Raw genomic sequence first — 18,447 nt, forward strand, 5'->3', positions numbered from 1 at the left:
TCCTGTATGGCACAAAAGGCTGCCATGGATCTATGGATGATGGAACCACCGCAGGCCACGCCGGGTCAGGTTTCGGTGACGCCGCCCAGAACCTCGACGTGGGAAACCCGCTCGATCCGCCCGCGCACGGCAGTACCGGTGACCCGCACATGCCGACGACGCCCATGTGCGTCGACGAGCTGTTGATAGAGGGCGTCCGGCAGCAGTACCCGCACGGACCGTTCCGAGGAGCCGTACACGGTGGAGATCGGGCCCTTCACGGTCGCCTGGCCACCCTCGCCGATATCCCGCCGCAACCTGCTGACCTGACCCTCGACCGTGACCTCCCCGTCGGGAACCGCCACCTTGAGCTGCTCTGCCGCCGTGCGCAGAACCTCGATCCGCCGAGTGCTGAAGCGGAACGACCGAGGCGGCACGGACGAAGGCAGCTGGCTGGCCCAGTTGAACCTGACGTCGTAGGGAACGCCGTCGCGGCCGAGCTTGGCCAGCGCGTCACAGACGTTCGCCGATACACCCTCACCGGTCAGGCGCAGGAACAGTCCGAGATCAAAGTTGCGCTGCGCCTCGCCCGAGGCGGCATAACACGCCCGCACCGCACGGTGCATCTGCAACGACACCCGGCGAGCAAGTGGCGGATCGGCATTCACGTCGGCTCGTGGCACGGCGAGCTGCGCCGCGATCGCCCAGCTTCCCGCGCGCGGAGTTCCCAATCGCACAGTGCGGGCGAAGTCGAGCGCGCTGTCCGGTCGGCGCCCCTGCACCAGCATCGGCTGCTCGCTCATCAGGGCGTACGTGGACGCCACGACCAGTTCCCGCACCCCGGCCAGGGCGTCTACCGCGTTGAACAGCGGGATCGTCCCGGACGGACCGCTGGGCATCAGACGGAACGAGAGCGTGTCCGCGCCGGCAGTCTCCAAATCGTCAAGGAGCAGCCGGATCGGACGCTCCTCGACGGCAGCCACGGTGGTGAGAAAGTCGGAGACGCGGCTCGCATAGTCACGCAAGTCCCGATCACCGGGGACCAACACCTGGAAGTCGCCGTCGTCCTCGCGCCGCGTCCACAAGGTCGCCCGTTCGAGACTTTGTTCCAGCTCCCAGCCGGCCGACGACAGATACTGACTCAGCGTCTCGGGCGCCAGAGCCGAGGCGGCACTCAGCTCATCGGCACTCACTATGACCGGCGGCATCATGATGTGGGTACCCGTTGCACCGGGACGGGATCGAGAAGCGACCGCAGGCCCTTGACGGTAAGCAGATTGCGCTTGGGAACGTGGACCGTGACGTGCCGCTGCACACCTTGGTCGATCACCGGCGAATCGCGCAAGGATGCCCAGTACCCGCAGTGGCTGAGTCGCATGGCCGTCTCATCTACCTGGGCGTACTGGGAGGTATCCGAGGGAACGATGATCAAAAAGAGGTAGCGCGACACAGCGAACCCCTCACCGGCGAGGCTGTTGTAGTGGTTCACGTCCATGGGGTAGTGCCAATGCTGGTCAGTCCCCTTGGGGCTGGACCAGGACTTGACCTGCGCCTCGATCTTGGGGAAGCGGACAGTGCCACGAGTTCCAGGAAAGTCGATGGAGAAGTCGACGCCCGTATGGTCGACGTCCTGCTGACCAGCGATCAGGCCGGCGGCGCTTGCAAGAACGCGCACGAAGCACTCACCGAAATATCCTTGATGGTTATACTTGCCGTAGCTCATCCACCTTGCCCCAGGGCCGTACTCAACGCGCTCCGTGGGCGTAAACCTACTTCTTGTCACCGTTGCAGAGAACCCCTCAATGCCGCCGCGACTCGGCACAGTCGGCGGTTGGGATACCCCACCCCCACCCCCACCGCCCTCGGCTGGAGATCACACGTCCGCTACGGGCGCCGAAAGCCCCACCCGCTCTGGCCACAGTCGACTCAATCGTCGGCGTGAGCGACCAGGGCCAAATCTGAAACCAACCGGCAGGGGTCCCACATCGGTGATCTGGCATACCGGCAGCGGCCACACCAATGCATCGAAGGTGTTCGGGGCGAGGGTCGGCGCAAACGTGAGCGGTACCTATCTTCCGCGAAAGCCGTGCAGGCACGTCGCCCGGCATGGCGGGGTCCTTGCCGGATTGGCTGCCGAAGCGCCAAGGTGATCTCTAGCCACTAAACCAGACCGCCCCTGCTGAAGAACTTCCCGAAGCGGTAGGGAGATGCGTATCGCAGCATCGATGTATTGCTCTGGTTGCGCGGGGATGGGTGGGCTGGTCGATGCCACCCGGGAGGAACAGCGGGACTCAGGGGCCAGGCTCCGCGGATCGGTCGGCCAAGGGCCTCCAGGGTGATGTCGGCAGACTCGGGATTCCTTCATGAGACTGTTCGGCCTCCTTACCTGTTGCTGCGCCAACCGCCTGCCTGGCAGAGGCGATCCGGCAGCCGCCGGCCCCGAAGCGGCACTGGCGGACTGAACAAGGCGGCTGTCAAGCCGGTTGCCGCCGATGACGCCCGCGGCGAACTCCGCAAAACTTGCATCGCGGAGCACCTGCTGAGATGATGAATAACGGAGGGAGGCTTATTCAAATGAACGCTGACATCGGAGAACTGGGTCGACGCATCCGCGAGGCGCGCGAGGTTGCAGGCGTCTCTCAAGACGCGGCCCGCCGGGCGATCGACGTCTCTCAGCCTACTTACTCCCGGATCGAGAGCGGCGAGCGAGTCATCAGGGGCGATGAGCTGGTACAGCTCGCTGACTGCTTCGGCGTCCGCGCGGCCGCGATCACCGGCTTGCCGGAGGTACGTGAGCGCGCCCGGTTCGCTGCTCGCACCGACGGTGACTTCTCCGCGATGACCGTGATGCGGGAACGTCTCTACGCCTATCTGGAGCTGGACTCCTACCTGACCGGCCAGGGCATCACGGGGGCATGAGCTGAGCACCAACGAAGAGCACGCTCGGCAGCTCGCGGACGCCTTCCGCTCCGAACACGGCCTCGGCGACGCCCCGATCAAGGACATGTTCGAGCTCGTGCACGCCACCTTGGGCGTCGACGTGATCAGCATGAACGTGCCGGACACCGAACACGGGCTGTCGATGTGCGACCCGGCCACCGGCCGGGTCGTGATCGCCGTCGCGACTACACCGCATCCGATGCGGCAGCGGTCGTCGATCGCGCACGAACTCGGACATGTGCTCGCTGGCGACCTCGACGATCCTGAACCGCTGGTCCCTGGCGACAGGTCGCCGCAGGAGATCCGTGCGGACTCATTCGCACGCCACTTGCTGCTTCCCCTGAGCGCCGTCCGGCGCCACTTCCCCTCCGGCCATAGCTCGGCGAGCCTCTCGCTGTCGGATCTCTCCGATCTTGTGCAGGAGTTCGAGGTCTCACCGTCCATCGCAGCGATCCAACTGCGCAATCTCTCGTTGATCGACGTCGATACCTGCACGCAGTGGCGTCATCGATCAACGGTGAACCTGGCGACGACGTTCGGCTGGGGCAGCCAGTACCGCAGTCTGGTCGCGGACTCGTCTGTCCCTCGGGCACCGCAGTCCCTGATGACCCGCGCGGTCGAGGGCTACCAGCGCGGGGTGCTCGGTATCACCGAGCTCGTCAGCTGGTACGGCCAGGACGCCGGCACCCTCGAGCAGGAACTCGGCCCCCCGCGGGACGTCGATCAGACCGAGGAATGGGACGAGTGGGATGACGACGCCCCGTTGTTCACCAACGCCCCGGAGGACCAGGCCTCGTGAGCATCCTGCTGGACGCAGGCCCATCGCTGAACTTCCTCGCTGTCGATCAGCAGAACATCTTGATCCAGGTAGCCGCATCGCAGAGTCTGCAGCTTGCGGCACCTGCCCGCGTCGATGGCGAAATCATCGGGATGAGCTTCAACGAGCGGTTCAAGACCACCAACGTTCGCCGCGTCTGGACGACGCTGAAAACCTCCGGGCGCGTAGCGATCCTGCCCGACGAGCTCACTACCCGGGAGTTCACCGCCGCGGTTACCCGAATCAGTGGCATGCCGGCCCGAGATCGCGTCCGCACCAAGAAAAGCCTCGGGGAGATCATGGTCCTGGCGCACGCTTCCGTATACGTGCAGCAGGGCCACGACGTCTTCGTTCTCATCGATGATCGCGACGGGCGCCAGCGGGCTAGCCGAGAGGCCCGCTGGCTGGGCGAGCGGGGCCACAAGAATCGGCTCGATCTATGGTCGACCCGGCGGGTGTTGCAGGAAGCCGGCCGCAATCAGGGGTGGATCACGGGCGAGCTGACCTGGGAGCAGGTCTATGACCAGATGACTGCTTACGATGACGGCCTCATCCCGCGTTCGCAGTGGCGACCGAGACGCTGAGGTCTGCCGGATCGGTTGAGTTCCTCAGCTACTGGCTTGGGCGGTGGCCGACAAGGCTGATGCGAGCATCATCGTGGTGGAGATGGCGGTGCACGGCCAGTGGTTGCCGGCACTCGGCCGTCAGGTGTAAGCCACTCTGCGGGAGTGTGTTGCCGGTCCGGTTTCGGCGGTGATCGTCGACGTGCACGATGTGGGCGATCCCCAAGGGGTTAGCCGACGCACCTCTGGGTGGCGGCACGAACGGCTCAGCGATCCGAACCGGCACAGCGTGAAGGCGATGATCCCGAAATGCCGCGCGAGAGGACTCGGCCCTGAACAGCGATCGACCGGCCGAGACAGACACACCATCGGGTAACCGGGCGACAAATCACCCGTACACCGCCGGACCTCACCCACACTCCCCGCAACCGACCGGTGACCAGACTCAACGGCGGCCAGGTGCCGGATCTGGTGCAGCTCGATCTACCCCACCGGAGCCGCGACGACAGCCCGATCAACCGGCCGGGACTACCGCGGACAACCCGGGACAACCGCAGCCAACTTCCGCACCCCACGAGCAACCACGATCATGGAATCACCGGCCCCGGACGGGACCGGCGAACCTCGGCGAAGATCACCGTACGGGCGTTCGTGTCATCGAGGTGTCGTGATCATCCACATAGGAGGGCGCTGTGGTCGACGTTCGGCATCACCGACAAGGAGACCCGTCACGTGGAGATTCGATCAGTCCGGCCATGAACGCCCTGCTCAACCAGGGGCCCCGGAAGTGGGGCCGATACGGAGGGAAGGCTCAAGAGCTTTTGAATACGAACTGGCTACGAAGATCATCCGCATCATGGCGTAAACCGTACGCGCGTACGTGCAAAAATGCGTGTCACGCCGCCGAAGGTGCATCGACGCCTAGAAATGAAAAAGGCCAGCTAAGCTGGCCTTTAACAAAGTCGGGCTGACAGGATTTGAACCTGCGACCCCTTGACCCCCAGTCAAGTGCGCTACCAAGCTGCGCTACAGCCCGATCCCGCCCGGCGCCCTAGAGCCCCGCGCGACATCTCCTACAGACTAGCAACCTCACCCATGCGCTTTTCCGCGACCCCCCGGGCCTGTCTTCTTTCGAGGCTTCACGGAGACCTCGATGGGGGTACCCTCGAAGCCGAACTCTTCTCGCAGCTTGCGCTCGATGAAGCGCAGGTAACCCGCGTCGAACGGCCCCGTCGTGAACAGGACGAACCGGGGCGGGGACACACCGGCCTGCGTGGCGAAGAGGACCCGAGGAGCACGGCCTCCACGAACGGGGTGCGGGGTCGCCTGCGTCAGGGCGGTCAGCCACTGGTTGAGAGCGCCGGTGGGAACGCGGGTCTCCCATGACGTCAGCGCGCGCCGCAGGGCGGGGGCCAGCTTGTCGACGGCCCGGCCGGTCTTCGCGGAGATGTTGACTCGGACGGCCCAGGTGACGCGCTTGAGGTCGCGGTCGATCTCCTTGTCGAGGTAGAACCGGCGGTCGGCGTCGACCAGGTCCCACTTGTTGAAGGCGATGACCAGGGCCCGGCCGGACTCGATGACCTGGGTGATGACCCGCTGGTCCTGTTCGCTGATGACCTCGCCCGAGTCGAGCAGGACCACGGCCACCTCGGCCGCCTCGACCGCGCCGGCGGTGCGGAGGGAGGCGTAGTACTCGGTGCCGGAGGCCTGGTTCACGCGCTTGCGGAGGCCGGCGGTGTCGACGAACTGCCAGACCTGGCCGTCCATCTCGACCAGGCTGTCGACCGGGTCGACCGTGGTGCCGGCGACCGAGTCGACTACCGCGCGCTCCTCTTTCGCCAGGCGGTTGAGCAGGCTCGACTTTCCCACGTTGGGGCGACCGACCAGGGCGACCCGGCGCGGGCCCCGGATAACGCCCTCGACCACCGGTGGGGTGGGCGGCAGGGCGTTGAGGATGTCGTCGAGCAGGTCGCCGGAGCCTCGGCCGTGCAGGGCGGAGATCGGGTGCGGTTCGCCCAGGCCCAGGGACCACAGCGACACCGCCTCGAGCTCGAGGTTCTGGTTGTCGGCCTTGTTGGCGACCAGGATCACCGGCTTGTGGCTGCGGCGCAGCATCTTCACGGCGGCCTCGTCGACGTCGGTGGAGCCGACCGAGACGTCGACGACGAAGACGACGACGTCAGCGGTCTGTACGGCGATCTCGGCCTGTGCGGCGATGGCGGCGGCGCGATCCTTGGCGTCGGGTTCCCAGCCGCCCGTGTCGACGACGGTGAACCGGCGGCCGCTCCACTGGGCGTCGTAGGGGACGCGGTCGCGGGTGACGCCGGGCTTGTCCTCGACGACGGCCTGGCGGCGGCCGATGATGCGGTTGACCAGGGTGGACTTGCCTACGTTGGGGCGGCCTACTACGGCTACGACCGGGACGGGGCCGACGAATTCATCGGACGACGGGTCCGTGGAACCGTCGGGGCCGGAGAAGTCGAACCCGCCCTCGAAGTCGTTGAGATCGAGGCCGGCGGGGAGTTCAGTCACTTACTTACCTTGCTGTTCAGCAGATCCAGGAGGTGGGCGACGACGTCGTCGATGCCCAGGCCGGTGGTGTCGACCTCGACGGCGTCGGACGCCTGCTTGAGCGGGTCGACGGCGCGGCTGGAGTCGAGCTTGTCGCGGCGGGCCAGGTCGGCCTCGGTGGCGGCGACGTCGGTGGCGTCCTCGGCGCTGCGGCGGGCGGCGCGGGCGGCGGCGGACGCGGTGAGATAGACCTTCAGGTCGGCGTCGGGGGCGACGACCGACGCGATGTCGCGGCCCTCGACGATGATGCGCGGCTGGCCGGCGATGATGGCCTTCTGCAGGGCGACCAGGTGATGGCGTACGGCGGGGACTGCGGCGACCGCGGAGACGGCGGCGGTGACCTCGGGGCCGCGGATCGGGGCGTCGACGTTGATGCCGTTGGCGGCGAAGTGCGGGGCCCGCGGATCGGTGCCGATCGACAGCTCGGTCTCCAGCGCGATCTTGGCGATGGCGTCGGGGTCGGTCAGGTCGGCGCCGCCCTGGAGCACGGCCCAGGTGACGGCACGGTACATCGCGCCGGTGTCGAGGTAGACGCCGTCGACCGCGGTGGCCAGGCGCCGGGAGACGGTGGACTTACCGGATCCGGAGGGGCCGTCGACGGCCACCACGCACTTCTCCGGCCGTTCTTGAAGTGCCACCGTTCCTCCTCGAGGGTTGCCACCGCCGAACCAACCCTCCCATTGTGCCCGTGGGCGCGGGCATCGACGAACCGGGGCTCGTCCGCTATGTTACCCATGGGTAACTAAGGAGGCCTTGCCATGCCGACCCTGGACCGCCACGAGGACGTGTTCGTCCTCGACCTCGGCGACACCGAGAATCGCCTGCACCCCGACACCATCGCCGCCGTCAACGGACTGCTCGACGAGGTCGAGAAAGCCGCCACCCCGGCAGCGCTCGTCACGACCGCCACCGGCAAGCACTACAGCCTCGGCCTCGACCTCGACTGGCTGCTGGCCAACCCGGATCAGCGGATCGCCTACGGCATGTCGATCCATGAACTCTTCGCCCGTCTGCTCACCCTCCCGATGGTCACCGTCGCGGCCATGCCCGGCCACGTCTTCGCCGGCGGCGCCATGCTGTCGCTCGCCCACGACCTGCGGATCATGCGCGCCGACCGCGGGTTCTGGTGCCTGCCCGAGGCGGACATCAACCTGCCCTTCACCCCGGGCATGAGTGCGCTGATCCAGGCACGCCTCACCCCGCAGACCGCGCACGAGGCGATGGTCACGGCTCGCCGGTACGGCGGGACCGAGGCCGCGGAGCGTCACATCGTCGACAGGGCTGTCCCCGCCGAGGAGGTGCTACCGACCGCGATCGCCCTCGCGCAGTCACTGGCGAGCAAGGCAGGCCCGGCGCTCGGCACGATCAAGACCCGGTTGTACCCCGGTGTCCTGCAATCCCTCCGCTCAACCCAGCTCTAGTCGTACGCCGGACGCGTTCCCGCCCCGGCCACAGGGGCGGGAGCACCGCTACACGACGGGCCGGGAGCACCCCCGCCACGACAGCCCCACACGACGGGCCGATCGTGACGAGACCCCTGGTCGACGACGGCCGGCCGGCACAAAAGCGCGGCCGGCCGTCACGAAACCGCGCCCGGCCGGCACGAAAGCGCAGCGTGGGACCGGTAGCGGACAGAACTCGGCATCGAGAGGCACGATGCCCTCGATGAGCCGCAGACAACGGGCGTCGACCAGAACCGTCATGCGGGAGATCCTGCCCGCCGGGTATGACATTTTCCGTCCCGCGGACCGGCAGAAGAACACGCCGACCGGAGGAGATTCAGCCGGGAAGATGGACCGTGAAGACGGTGCCGGCTCCCAGGGTGCTGGCGACCGAGATGGTGCCGCCGTGCGCCTCGACGAGTTGACGCGAGATCGCCAGGCCGAGGCCGGTGCCACCGGTCGCCCGGCTGCGGGATTCGTCGGCACGCCAGAACCGGTCGAAGACCTTCGGAAGATGCTCCTCGCTGATCCCGGTGCCCGTGTCGCGTACCGCAATGGTGTGCTGAGAGGCGGAGACCGTGACCACGCCGCCCGGCGGTGTGTGACGCACCGCGTTCGACACCAGGTTGCCGACCACCTGACGTAACCGCACCGGGTCCGCCGACACGATCGGATCGCCGGAGACGGCCGCTTCCAGCCGTACGCCCGCGGAATGCGCCGTGCCCCGATGGATGTCGGTGACCTGCTCGATCACGTCTCGCACCGCAATCGCCTCGGGGTGCACCCGCAGGGTGCCCGCATCGACGGCCGCGAGATCGCTGAGGTCCTCGATGAGGTGTTGCAGCAGCACCGCCTCCTCGTGCAGCAGCGCCACCAGCTGGTCGTCGGTCGGCGCGAGGTCGTCCTGGGCCGCTTCCAACCACGTGCGGATGTTGGTCAGCGGCGTCCGCAGCTCGTGCGCCACGTCACTGACCATGGCGCGCCGCTGCTGCGCCGAGGTGTTCAGGACACGCGCCAGATGCGCGATCTCGTCACGGCCGGTGACCACCGCGGGCGCCGGACCACCCGCCGCCTCAGCGAGCGCCCGCAGCGGGCGGACCAGCCGCCGTCCGGCGAGGACGGTGACCACGATGGTCGCAAGCAGGACCGCGCCGGTCACCGTGACGATCCGCACGGTGTTCTCGCCGGTGAGGGTGAACGTGGTCCGGTCGGCGCCGGTGTCCGGGTCGGTGACGAACAGTAGCGCCGGCGGGGCGACGTACGGCTGGAGCTGGGTGCGGCGCGACTTCTCCAGGCACGACTGGACACGGGCGGTCACCCGGGTGCCGGTGACCGGCTCGGCGGGGACCGGCGCGATCTTGCGGTCGGCCATCTGTTTGGAGGAGAGGACGTACGGACGGAACTGTGGCGTGACCAGGACGGTTCCGCCGTCGAGCGGACCGGCGCACCGGGCGGTCAGGGTGCCGAGCGACCGCAGCGCCTTCGCCTCGGTGCTGGTCGGGTTCTCGTCCCAGAGCGCCCCGCACTTGGGCAGGGCTCCTTCGGCATCGGTGCTGGTCAGCTCGATGCCGGACCGGCCGCTCGGTGTCTCGACGACCCGGCCGCTGACACCCAGCCCGGCGAGACAGTCCAGCACCTTGCGGGCGGTGCTGCGCAGTTCGGCGCGTTCGCGGGCCGGCAGCAGATAGGGGCCGACCGCCCGCGTGTCGATGCGTTCGGTACCGCCGGTGAGGGCGAGGTCGAGGTTGAGCGGGTCGACGACGGCCGACGGCCGGGCGGCCCGCAACGACGGGCCTGAACCGGAATCGATGAGGACCTGCCGGTCCTCGGTCATCAGAGTGATCCGCCGGCCGAGTTTCGCGGCGCGTTCGTGGATCAGTTCAGGTGCCTGTGACCAGTCCGGATGCCCGGCCGCGTAGGCGACCAGCATGTCGTAGACACCCTTGTCGTCGGTGAGCGACCGGCCCTGTTCCTGGTTGATCGCGCGGGTCGCGGTGCGGGTGGCGAGCCAGGCGGTGGCGGCGATCGCGGCGACGGCGATCAGCACCGACGTGGCCAGCAGGCGGGTCACCAGGCTGTGCCGCCAGGGGACGCGGTTCATGCCGGGCCGGGCGACAGGCGGTAGCCGACGCCGTAGACGGCGAGCAGCTGGACCGGGCGCTGCGGGTCCGGTTCGATCTTGCGGCGCAGGTTCATGACGTGGACGTCGATGGTCCGCTCGGTCGAGCTGCGGTCGATGCCGCGGGTGTGGTGCAGCAGCTGGGAGCGGCTGAACACCCGGTCGGGCTGCTCGGTCATGGCGGCCAGGATCGCGAACTCGCCGCGGGTGCAGACGATCGGCTCGCCGTCGACGGTCACCCTCTGTGTCGCCGGATCCAGGGTCACGCGGCCGACCGTACGCAAGTCCGAGGTTGGCCCATCTCGTTTCGATCGGCGCAACAGCGTCCGCACCCGGGCCATCATCTCGCGCGGGCTGTACGGCTTCGCCAGGTAGTCGTCGGCGCCGAGCTCCAGCCCGAGCAGCAGGTCGTCCTCGCTGGTCCGGGCCGTGAGCATCAGCACCAGCACGTCGGACTCCGCCCGCAGCGTGCGGCACACGTGCAGGCCGTCGAGCCCGGGCATCATCACGTCCAGCACGAGCAGGTCGGGCTGCACCCGCCGGGCCTGCTCCAGCGCGGTCCGGCCGTCGTGCACCACGGTCACCTCGTGACCGTCGGCGACCAGGTAGCGGCGGACCACCTCGGCATGCCGCGCGTCGTCGTCGGCGACCAGCACATGAGCGCACATGGCGGCGACTATAGGTGCCCTCGCAAGCCCCGCAGGGTTCTGCGAGGAGACCTGACAGCTTTCTAAAGATCTTCGCTGAGGCTGCCCGGCATGCTTGCGAACACTGACGCCCCGCCCCGGCGGCGACGCACCCGGCGATGGCTGGCCGCCGGGGCAGCGGTCCTGGTCGCGGCCGGTGCCGCCGTCCTGATCACCCGGCCGCACGACCCGGAGAAGCCGGTGCCGGAGGCCACCGAGGCGGTCACGACCATCACCCTGGAAAGGCGCGACCTGAGCACTTCCAAGAGCATTTCCGGGACCATCGGGTACGGCGGGACGCGTCCCGTGGAAGGCCACAAGCAGGCGACCGTCACGTGGCTTCCGGCACCCGGCGCCACCGTCAAACGGGGAAAGCAGCTGTACCGGGCCGACGACCGGCCGGTGCCGCTGTTCTACGGCGGCATGCCGCTCTATCGGCCGATCACGGGCAAGGGACTGATCGGCCGTGACGTGCGGATCATCGCGGACAATCTGAAGGCGCTCGGCTACGCGATCGGTGTCCAGCCCTCCCCCGGCAGCTGGGTGCAGCCCGGTCCCGTTCAGTTGCGCAAGGGCGAGGGAGTGCTCACCGCTCAGCTCATCGTGGCGATCAAGAAGTGGCAGCGCGATCAGAGCCTGCCGGAGACCGGTGCGGTCGCGGTCGGCGATGTCGAGGTTCTCTCCGGAGCGGTACGGGTCGAGTCGATCGCCGTGCAGCCGGGCGCCCCGGCGAACGGCCCGCTCATGACGGTGACCGCCACCCGCAAGGTGATCACCGTGTCCGCGGAACTGGCCGAGGCCGCCTCGATCGAACGGGGAGCCGCCGTCACGGTCGATCTGCCCGACGAGCGCACGGTCCCCGGCCGTGTCCTCGCCGTCGGCCGGGCCCTGACCGCCGCCGACGGCACGGTCGCCGACACCACCCCGAAGCTGACCATCACCGTGACCGTCGACAACGCGGCCGCCATCTCGAAGATCGACTCCGCTGACGTCGAGGTCAACTTCGCGGGGAAGGTACGGGAGGGCGTGCTCGCCGCCCCGGTCGAGGCACTCGTCGCCCTGGCCGAGGGCGGCTACGCCGTACAGACGGAATCGGGTCTGACTGCCGTGACCACCGGAATGTTCGCCCAGGGCTGGGTCGAGATCACCGGAGACGGCCTGGCCGAGGGCACCACCGTGGTGGTGGCGTCGTGACCGGCGAACCCGTGCTGTCGATCCGCGGTGCCGCCATGGTCTACCCCGGCGGCGTGACCGCGCTGGCCGGTGTCGACCTCGACATCCTTGCCGGCGAGTTCGTCGCCATCGTCGGCCCGTCCGGATCCGGCAAGTCGACCCTGCTCAACATCATCGGCACCCTCGACCGGCCCACCTCCGGCACGGTCCGGATCACCGGCCAGGACATCGCCACCCTCTCCGACCGGCGGCTGTCGGCACTGCGGGCCCGCGAGATCGGCTTCGTCTTCCAGCAGTTCCACCTGACCGACGGCCTCAGCGCCACCGACAACGTCGCCACCGGTCTGCTGTACGCCGGAGTCCCCCGCCGCCGGCGCGCAGAACTCGCCCGGCAGGCCCTCGACCGCGTCGGCCTCGCCCACCGCGCCGGGCATCGCCCCCATCAGCTGTCCGGCGGCGAACGCCAGCGCGTCGCCATCGCCCGCGCCCTGGTCAACGAGCCGTCACTGGTGCTGGCCGACGAGCCGACCGGCGCCCTGGACACCGCGAACGGGCAGGCCGTTCTCGCCCTGCTGCACCGGCTCAACGCCGAGGGCGCGACCATCGCGCTGATCACCCATGATCGGGAGATCGCGGCGTCGCTGCCGCGGCGGGTGGAGATCCGTGACGGGCGGCTGGTCGCATGATCGGCCCGATCGATCTGCTCGCCCTCGGCTTCGTCGGGTTGCGGACCCGGCCGGTGCGGGCCGTGCTGTCCGGTCTCGGCATCGCGATCGGCATCGCCACGATGATCGTGGTGACCGGCATTCCGGCGTCCAGCCAGGCGGCCCTCGTGCGCGAACTGTCGGCGCTCGGCACCGACACACTGCAGGCGATGCCCGTACCTGATCAGAATCCTCCGGCCGAATTGCCGGAGTCAGCGGTGGCGATGGTCCAGCGCATCGGTCCGGTCCGGGCGGCGAGTGCGGTCGGAAACACCCATACGCTGGTACGGCGAAACGACCGCACCGAACGCACCAACGGCAACGGGCTGACCGTGCTGGCCGCGCGGCTCGATCTGTTGCCGGTGCTGGGCGCCCGGGTCGCGTCGGGCCGCTGGCTGAACCCGGCGACCGCCGAGTTCCCGGCCGTGGTCCTCGGGTCGGTCGCCGCCGCCCGGCTCGGCATCACCACCCTGACCCCCGGAGGGTCCGCACCGCAGGTGGTGATCGCCGACCGCTGGTTCACCGTCGTCGGCGTGCTCGCCCCGATCGCCCTGTCGCCGGACATCGACCGGTCGGTGCTGGTCGGCTGGGAGGTGGCCCGCACCGAACTGCGCTTCGACGGCCACCCCACCGTCGTCTACCTGCGCGCCGAGGAGGACCAGCTGGAGACGGTCCGGTCGGTGCTGCCCGAGTCGATCAACCCGGAGCGGCCCGGTCACGTGCTCGTCACCCGCCCGTCGGACGCGCTGGCCGCCAAGCGTGCCACCGAGAGCAGCTTCTCCGTGCTGTTCCTGGCACTGGCCGCGGTCGCCCTGGTGATCGGCGGCATCGGGGTGGCCAACACGATGGTCGTCTCGGTCCTGGAACGCCGCTCGGAGATCGGTCTGCGCCGTGCGCTCGGCGCCACCCGAGGCCAGATCCGGGGCCAGTTCCTCACCGAGTCGATCGTGCTGTCGGCCGCGGGTGGCCTGGCCGGAACCCTGCTCGGGCTGCTGGCCACCGTCGGTTACGCCCGCTGGCAGGACTGGCCCCTCGTCGTACCCGTCCAGTCCGCGGCCCTCGGCGTGGGCGGCGCCGTGGTCATCGGCGTCCTGGCCGGCGTCTATCCATGCGTCCGAGCCGCCCGGCTCCCGCCGGCCCAGGCCCTCACCAGCGTCTGACCCCGCCCTCACGCTCCTTCCGCCTGGGAAATCCTTCCGCCTCTGGAAATCTTTCCGCCTCGGGAGATCCTTCCGCATGGGGAATTCTTCCGCCTCGGGAGATCCTTCCGCCTGGGGAATTCCTCCGCCTCGGGAAATGACGAAGCGGCGGCCGGATCTCCGGCCGCCGCTCTCGTGATGGGGCTACGACTTGGCCGCGACCTCCCGTTCGCAGCCCGACATGTGCTCCAGGCCCAGCCGGATCGACCGCGAGTCGTTCTGTTCGCCGCCCAGTGCGATCGAGATCCCGTCCTGGTCCACCTCGACGAGCTTGACGCCCTTCTTCTTCAGGCACTTCACCACGTCGACCGCGAAGTCACGCGCCTCCGGGTTGGCCGGGTCCTTCTCCCACGGCGGCAACGGCATGTACTGCGGCTCACAGATCCGGTTGGCCTTCACCGCCGCGTCGTCCTCGGTCACCCCTGTCACGGCCGAGTCTCCGGCCCGCTTCTTCGCCTCCGTCGCGTCGACGCCATGCTCACGCATGCACCTGTTGTACGGCTCAAGCAGCGCGTCATACTCCTCACCCGTCATACCGAGCTTCTCCCGCGGCCGTTCCGCCTTCTTCGACGGGGACACGTCCGGCTCACCCGCGGGCGCGGCGCTCTGCAGCGTCGCCACCTTCGCACCGCTGTCCCCTTCGGACTCGTTGCCGGACGACCCACAGGCCGACAGCAGGAAGACCGCGACCACGGCCCCCGCCAGCACACTCCGACGCATCGGAACCCTCCTGTCCGGGCGGGGTCCTTCCCCACCGCGCCGGACAGCCTGACGACCAATGATCAGAAACCGGTCAGGTTCCGGCCCCGATCTCCACCGCAACGAAGTCCTGACCGCCACACCGCGAGATGTTCAGCGGGACACGACGGGCGACGGACTGCTGGTCTTCGGGTGGCTGCGGGAGACGGCGACGCCGGCCAGGCAGAGGGCACCGCCGGCCAGGGTCAGCCAGCCCGGGACCTCGCTGAGGATCAGCCAGGACATGACGACCACGACGGCCGGGACGGCGTAGGTGGTGGCGCCCATCTTGCCGGCCGTGGTGCGGGCCAGCGCGTACGCCCAGGTGGTGAACGCAATCGCGGTGGGGAACACGCCCAGGTAGACGACGTTCAGCGTGGCTGTCAGCGGCGCCTCGGAGATGTCGGCGACCAACTGTCCGGCGAACGGCAGGCACGCCACGGCTCCGATCACACAGCCGAACGTGGTGGCCTGCAGGGCGGTCGCGTGTTTGAGGGCAGGCTTCTGAGCGACGACACCGGCGGCGTAGGTGACCGCCGCGACCAGGCAGAGCACGACGCCCAGGATCGACGCCTGGCCGCCTCGGGACATCGAGAAGCCGACGACGATGGTGCCGGCGAACGAGACCGCTATGCCGGCGAGCAGCCGGGGTGGGAAGCCCTCCTTCAGCAGCCAGCCGGCGAGCAGGGCCATCACGGCCGGGCCCACGTTGACCAGCATCGCGGCGGTGCCGGCGTCGACCAGTTGCTCGCCCCAGTTCAGCGCGACCATGTAGACCCCGAACCAGATCACCCCGGACACGACGATGCCGGGCCAGGCGGCACGCGGTGGCAGGCCCTGGCGGCTGACCAGCAGGAAGATCAGCAGCGTGACGGCACCCGCGAGCAGCCGCCCGAGGGCCAGCGAGCCTGGCGAGAAGTGCGGGGCCGCGGCCCGGATGCCGACGAAGGCGGACGCCCACAGGACGACCGTGACGGTCGCCGCTGCGATGGCGGCACGCGATGGGCGTACGAGATCGGGGGTGTTCATAGGGAAAGCCAAGCGTGTCGCGCGGCCGGGCGCTAGCGAAAAACGGACCTCGCGGTGCCTTTCACGGACCGCGGCCAGGCCGGATAAGACCTGGTTATGACGGCAGTAGAGATCAGAGTAGGCCGAGTGCGGTCACGGCGTCGAAAGCGGGTGTCCGAACGGCGTAGCGTGTGATGCCCCAGCGCTTCTCGTGGCGTTCGATCGCGGCGCGGATCTCGCCGGCGGTACCGATGAGGAGGAATGGTGCGTCCAGTGCTTCGGCAACGCTCATGCCCAGTTCCTCGGCGTGCGGGGCGACCACCGCTTCGGCGTCGTCGGTGATCTCCATGATCTGCACCAGAGCCTCCAGGGCGGGCGGGTTCACACGGCCGGCCGCGCCGAGTCTGACCTGCTCGACCTGGGCGTCGACCTGCTCCGGGCGCCATCGCGCCTCGTGGCTGTGGCCGTCCGCGAGCGTGCGCCCGAGCCCGGAGAGGCCGACGATGTCGGCGTGGGCGCCGGCCCAGCGCAGCAGCCGGGAGTTGGCGGTGCCGAGCAGCAGCGGTACACGCTCCTGGACCGGCTGGGGCTTGTCGAGGCGGGCCTCGTGCATGTCGAGGTGCGAGGTGTGCACGGTGACGGTCTCGCCGGCCAGCAGTGCCCGCGTGGCCTCAGCCACCGCCAGGCAGCGGTCGACGCGACCACGGACGTCGGGGCGTTCCCTGCCGACGGCACGCCACTCGGCGGGCGTGTGCCCGGCGCCGAGGCCGAGGGTCGCGCGACCACCGGAGACGACGTCGAGGGTGGCCACGTCGGTGGCCAGCAGGATGGGTTCGCGTACGCCGGCGTTGGCCACGTAGGCGCCGAGGCGGATCCGGCTCGTGACGGCGGCCGCAGCGGCCAGTGCTACGTAGGGTGCGGCGCAGGAACCGGGATGGTCGGCGGCCTGCAGGGTGTCGAAACCTGCGGCTTCGGCACGGGCGGCCAGTTCCAGCCAGGAGGCGGCATCAGCAGGTTGCGCCTGCAACGCGAACGAGGTCACGGCCCGAGCCTGCCAGCCCCGACGATGCGACGGACACCGATTCTGCGACCAGCAGAGTCACCGCGAAGCGCTACACGGCCTGTGGGAGTTCGGGTCGCATGTCGGGCTCGAACTCCCGGAACGTGCCCTTAGCGGTCTTCTTCGCCCGGTACATGGCGAAATCCGCCTCTTCGACCAGGCGTTCCGCCGAGCGGCCTCCGCTGTAGGCGACCCCGACGCTGGCTCGTGTGTGGATGGTCCGGCCCGCGATGTCGTACGGCAGCGCTATGGAATCGATGATCCGCTGCGCGATCTCGCGCGCCTGGCCGCGATGGTGCAGCGGCTCGAGCAGCACCGCGAACTCGTCGCCACCGAGGCGGGCGGCCATGTCGGTGTCGCGGACGGCGGCCCGCAACCGGCCGGCCACCGCGCGGAGCAGCTCGTCACCCGCAGCGTGCCCGAGGGTGTCGTTGACCTGCTTGAACAGGTCCAGGTCCAGATAGAGGAGCCCGGCCGCACCGGCCGCCGGCGACGCGTCCAGGGTTTCCTCGACGCGCTGCAGGAACAGGGTGCGGTTCGGCAGTCTGGTCAGCGGATCGTGGCGGGCCTCGTGCACGGCGGCCAGAGTGTGCGCGCCGGTGAGGGCGAGGCTGGCCTGTTCGGCGAAGGCCGCCAGCACGTCACGCCGTTCCGCGTCCCGTACCGCCGCCACCGCCGTTATGACCAGGGCGCCGGCCACTTCGCCCTCGATGTGGACGGGCGCGGCCGTCAGCAGGCCGCACTCCACCTGGCCGCCGCTGCTGATCGCTTGCCGGGCCGCCTCGATCAGGGTGTCGCCGTCGCAGACTCCGGAGCTGACCGAGGCGACCGCGTCGCGCAGCACCAGGGCGACGGCCACGCCGTCGAGCAGGCCCGACGCGGCGGAGGTGATCATGTCGAGGATCTCGGCGAGCGGGGTGCGCTGGTTCGCCGACCGCTGCACGCGCAGCAGTGTCTCCAGCAGGCGTTCCCGGCGTTCCAGCGCCTGCACGAGTTCGAGCCTCGCGCCCGCCTCCCGCTCGCGTTCCAGGCGCAGCTGACGCTCGGCCTCGAGGGTGCGCAGGCCGCGCAGGGCCAGGCCGGTGACGCGGGCCATGCCCTGCAGCATCTGCCGTTCCTCGGCGGCGAACGGCTCGTCGGCTCGGGCGACGATCAGCCGGTCGGGTGTGTCGCGGTCGAGGGTGTGCACGGTGACGTGCATCGGGCCGACGCCGGGGAACGACGCCGTGTCGGTGGCGGTATCGAGGCTGGTGAACAGCGACTCCGACGGGGTGCGGCCGAGGCCGACCGACGCCGGGACGTCGTCGCCGCACACCACCGCGGCCACCTCCGCGTCGGTGGCCTCGGCGGCGCGCTGCACGGCCAGACGGGCCGCGGTGACGATCGTCCCGGCGCGCGTGATGGCGCTGAAGAACTCGGTGAGCTGCAGGGTTGACCAGCCGGACATG

17 protein-coding genes and 1 tRNA gene are annotated in these 18,447 nt (G+C 69.2%); 7 read left to right on the forward strand and 11 right to left on the reverse strand.

The window, feature by feature from the left end; translation table 11 throughout:
• Nucleotides 1–65: 65 nt before the first annotated feature.
• Nucleotides 66–1,172, reverse strand: a complete 1,107-nt coding sequence (locus CLV67_RS41840) for a hypothetical protein (protein WP_239166689.1) — start codon at nucleotides 1,170–1,172, stop codon at nucleotides 66–68.
• A 14-nt stretch (nucleotides 1,173–1,186) separates the two neighbouring features.
• The gene (locus CLV67_RS41845) at nucleotides 1,187–1,702 is read right to left on the reverse strand and encodes a DUF4365 domain-containing protein (RefSeq protein ID WP_106328911.1); all 516 of its coding nucleotides are present in this window, start codon (nucleotides 1,700–1,702) and stop codon (nucleotides 1,187–1,189) included.
• 851 nt (nucleotides 1,703–2,553) lie between these two features.
• On the opposite strand from CLV67_RS41845, the gene CLV67_RS41850 reads away from it, so the two are divergent.
• The 3 genes from CLV67_RS41850 (at nucleotide 2,554) to CLV67_RS41860 (ending at nucleotide 4,320) form a co-directional block, all read left to right on the forward strand.
• Complete coding sequence (locus tag CLV67_RS41850; RefSeq protein ID WP_170154211.1) at nucleotides 2,554–2,898, forward strand: helix-turn-helix domain-containing protein; 345 nt, start codon at nucleotides 2,554–2,556, stop codon at nucleotides 2,896–2,898.
• A gap of 85 nt (nucleotides 2,899–2,983) precedes the next feature.
• Nucleotides 2,984–3,718 carry an ImmA/IrrE family metallo-endopeptidase gene (locus CLV67_RS41855; RefSeq protein WP_106328915.1) on the forward strand — a complete coding sequence of 245 codons (735 nt, stop codon included), beginning with the start codon at nucleotides 2,984–2,986 and terminating at the stop codon, nucleotides 3,716–3,718.
• Entirely contained in the window at nucleotides 3,715–4,320 is a 606-nt protein-coding gene (locus CLV67_RS41860) for a PIN domain-containing protein (protein ID WP_106328917.1), read from the forward strand. Before CLV67_RS41855 ends, CLV67_RS41860 begins: the two co-directional genes overlap by 4 nt.
• Nucleotides 4,321–5,261: 941 nt before the next feature.
• Here the strand turns inward: CLV67_RS41860 and CLV67_RS41865 are convergent.
• From CLV67_RS41865 to cmk, 3 genes are all read right to left on the reverse strand, one after another.
• Nucleotides 5,262–5,335: transfer RNA gene (locus tag CLV67_RS41865), tRNA-Pro, on the reverse strand.
• 53 nt (nucleotides 5,336–5,388) lie between these two features.
• Nucleotides 5,389–6,831, reverse strand: coding sequence for a ribosome biogenesis GTPase Der (gene der / locus CLV67_RS41870; RefSeq protein WP_106328919.1), 1,443 nt, complete (start codon nucleotides 6,829–6,831; stop codon nucleotides 5,389–5,391).
• On the reverse strand, nucleotides 6,828–7,508 hold the full coding sequence (cmk, locus tag CLV67_RS41875) for a (d)CMP kinase (RefSeq protein ID WP_106328921.1): 681 nt from the start codon (nucleotides 7,506–7,508) through the stop codon (nucleotides 6,828–6,830). The genes der and cmk overlap by 4 nt, the downstream gene beginning before the upstream one ends.
• Before the next feature lie 120 nt (nucleotides 7,509–7,628).
• Here cmk and CLV67_RS41880 point away from each other — a divergent pair, with 120 nt between their 5' ends.
• Entirely contained in the window at nucleotides 7,629–8,291 is a 663-nt protein-coding gene (locus CLV67_RS41880) for an enoyl-CoA hydratase-related protein (protein WP_106328923.1), read from the forward strand.
• A gap of 358 nt (nucleotides 8,292–8,649) precedes the next feature.
• Here CLV67_RS41880 and CLV67_RS41885 read toward each other — a convergent pair whose 3' ends face one another.
• A complete protein-coding gene (locus CLV67_RS41885; RefSeq protein ID WP_106328925.1) occupies nucleotides 8,650–10,413 on the reverse strand; it encodes a sensor histidine kinase in 1,764 nt (587 codons plus the stop codon).
• On the reverse strand, nucleotides 10,410–11,099 hold the full coding sequence (locus CLV67_RS41890; protein WP_106328927.1) for a response regulator transcription factor: 690 nt from the start codon (nucleotides 11,097–11,099) through the stop codon (nucleotides 10,410–10,412). The genes CLV67_RS41885 and CLV67_RS41890 overlap by 4 nt, the downstream gene beginning before the upstream one ends.
• A 90-nt stretch (nucleotides 11,100–11,189) precedes the next feature.
• Here CLV67_RS41890 and CLV67_RS41895 point away from each other — a divergent pair, with 90 nt between their 5' ends.
• The 3 genes from CLV67_RS41895 to CLV67_RS41905 are packed head-to-tail and all read left to right on the forward strand — an operon-like array spanning nucleotide 11,190 to nucleotide 14,154.
• Nucleotides 11,190–12,311 (forward strand): efflux RND transporter periplasmic adaptor subunit, encoded by a 1,122-nt coding sequence (locus tag CLV67_RS41895; RefSeq protein ID WP_106328929.1) that lies wholly within the window; start codon nucleotides 11,190–11,192, stop codon nucleotides 12,309–12,311.
• A gap of 35 nt (nucleotides 12,312–12,346) precedes the next feature.
• The gene (locus tag CLV67_RS41900; protein ID WP_106329086.1) at nucleotides 12,347–12,976 is read left to right on the forward strand and encodes an ABC transporter ATP-binding protein; all 630 of its coding nucleotides are present in this window, start codon (nucleotides 12,347–12,349) and stop codon (nucleotides 12,974–12,976) included.
• On the forward strand, nucleotides 12,973–14,154 hold the full coding sequence (locus CLV67_RS41905) for an ABC transporter permease (protein WP_106328931.1): 1,182 nt from the start codon (nucleotides 12,973–12,975) through the stop codon (nucleotides 14,152–14,154). Before CLV67_RS41900 ends, CLV67_RS41905 begins: the two co-directional genes overlap by 4 nt.
• A 183-nt stretch (nucleotides 14,155–14,337) precedes the next feature.
• Here CLV67_RS41905 and CLV67_RS41910 read toward each other — a convergent pair whose 3' ends face one another.
• From CLV67_RS41910 to CLV67_RS41925, 4 genes are all read right to left on the reverse strand, one after another.
• Complete coding sequence (locus CLV67_RS41910; protein WP_106328933.1) at nucleotides 14,338–14,913, reverse strand: hypothetical protein; 576 nt, start codon at nucleotides 14,911–14,913, stop codon at nucleotides 14,338–14,340.
• Between the two features lie 132 nt (nucleotides 14,914–15,045).
• A complete protein-coding gene (locus CLV67_RS41915; protein WP_106328935.1) occupies nucleotides 15,046–15,960 on the reverse strand; it encodes a DMT family transporter in 915 nt (304 codons plus the stop codon).
• Nucleotides 15,961–16,072: 112 nt separating this feature from the next.
• Nucleotides 16,073–16,981, reverse strand: a complete 909-nt coding sequence (locus tag CLV67_RS41920; protein ID WP_106328937.1) for an LLM class flavin-dependent oxidoreductase — start codon at nucleotides 16,979–16,981, stop codon at nucleotides 16,073–16,075.
• Nucleotides 16,982–17,051: 70 nt separating this feature from the next.
• On the reverse strand, nucleotides 17,052–18,446 hold the full coding sequence (locus tag CLV67_RS41925; protein ID WP_106328939.1) for a GGDEF domain-containing protein: 1,395 nt from the start codon (nucleotides 18,444–18,446) through the stop codon (nucleotides 17,052–17,054).
• Nucleotide 18,447 lies beyond the last annotated feature (1 nt).

The organism is Actinoplanes italicus (genome assembly GCF_003001815.1).
Lineage (GTDB): Bacteria > Actinomycetota > Actinomycetes > Mycobacteriales > Micromonosporaceae > Actinoplanes > Actinoplanes italicus.

Excerpts from the sequence above, each read along its gene's own strand:
- CLV67_RS41845 (WP_106328911.1), bottom strand. The coding sequence starts at position 1,702 with ATGAGCTACGGCAAGTATAACCATCAAGGATATTTCGGTGAGTGCTTC.
- CLV67_RS41850 (WP_170154211.1), top strand. The coding sequence starts at position 2,554 with ATGAACGCTGACATCGGAGAACTGGGTCGACGCATCCGCGAGGCGCGC.
- CLV67_RS41855 (WP_106328915.1), top strand. The coding sequence starts at position 2,984 with ATGTTCGAGCTCGTGCACGCCACCTTGGGCGTCGACGTGATCAGCATG.
- CLV67_RS41880 (WP_106328923.1), top strand. The coding sequence starts at position 7,629 with ATGCCGACCCTGGACCGCCACGAGGACGTGTTCGTCCTCGACCTCGGC.
- CLV67_RS41885 (WP_106328925.1), bottom strand. The coding sequence starts at position 10,413 with ATGAACCGCGTCCCCTGGCGGCACAGCCTGGTGACCCGCCTGCTGGCC.
- CLV67_RS41890 (WP_106328927.1), bottom strand. The coding sequence starts at position 11,099 with ATGTGCGCTCATGTGCTGGTCGCCGACGACGACGCGCGGCATGCCGAG.
- CLV67_RS41895 (WP_106328929.1), top strand. The coding sequence starts at position 11,190 with ATGCTTGCGAACACTGACGCCCCGCCCCGGCGGCGACGCACCCGGCGA.
- CLV67_RS41900 (WP_106329086.1), top strand. The coding sequence starts at position 12,347 with ATGGTCTACCCCGGCGGCGTGACCGCGCTGGCCGGTGTCGACCTCGAC.
- CLV67_RS41905 (WP_106328931.1), top strand. The coding sequence starts at position 12,973 with ATGATCGGCCCGATCGATCTGCTCGCCCTCGGCTTCGTCGGGTTGCGG.
- CLV67_RS41910 (WP_106328933.1), bottom strand. The coding sequence starts at position 14,913 with ATGCGTCGGAGTGTGCTGGCGGGGGCCGTGGTCGCGGTCTTCCTGCTG.
- CLV67_RS41915 (WP_106328935.1), bottom strand. The coding sequence starts at position 15,960 with ATGAACACCCCCGATCTCGTACGCCCATCGCGTGCCGCCATCGCAGCG.
- CLV67_RS41925 (WP_106328939.1), bottom strand. The coding sequence starts at position 18,446 with ATGTCCGGCTGGTCAACCCTGCAGCTCACCGAGTTCTTCAGCGCCATC.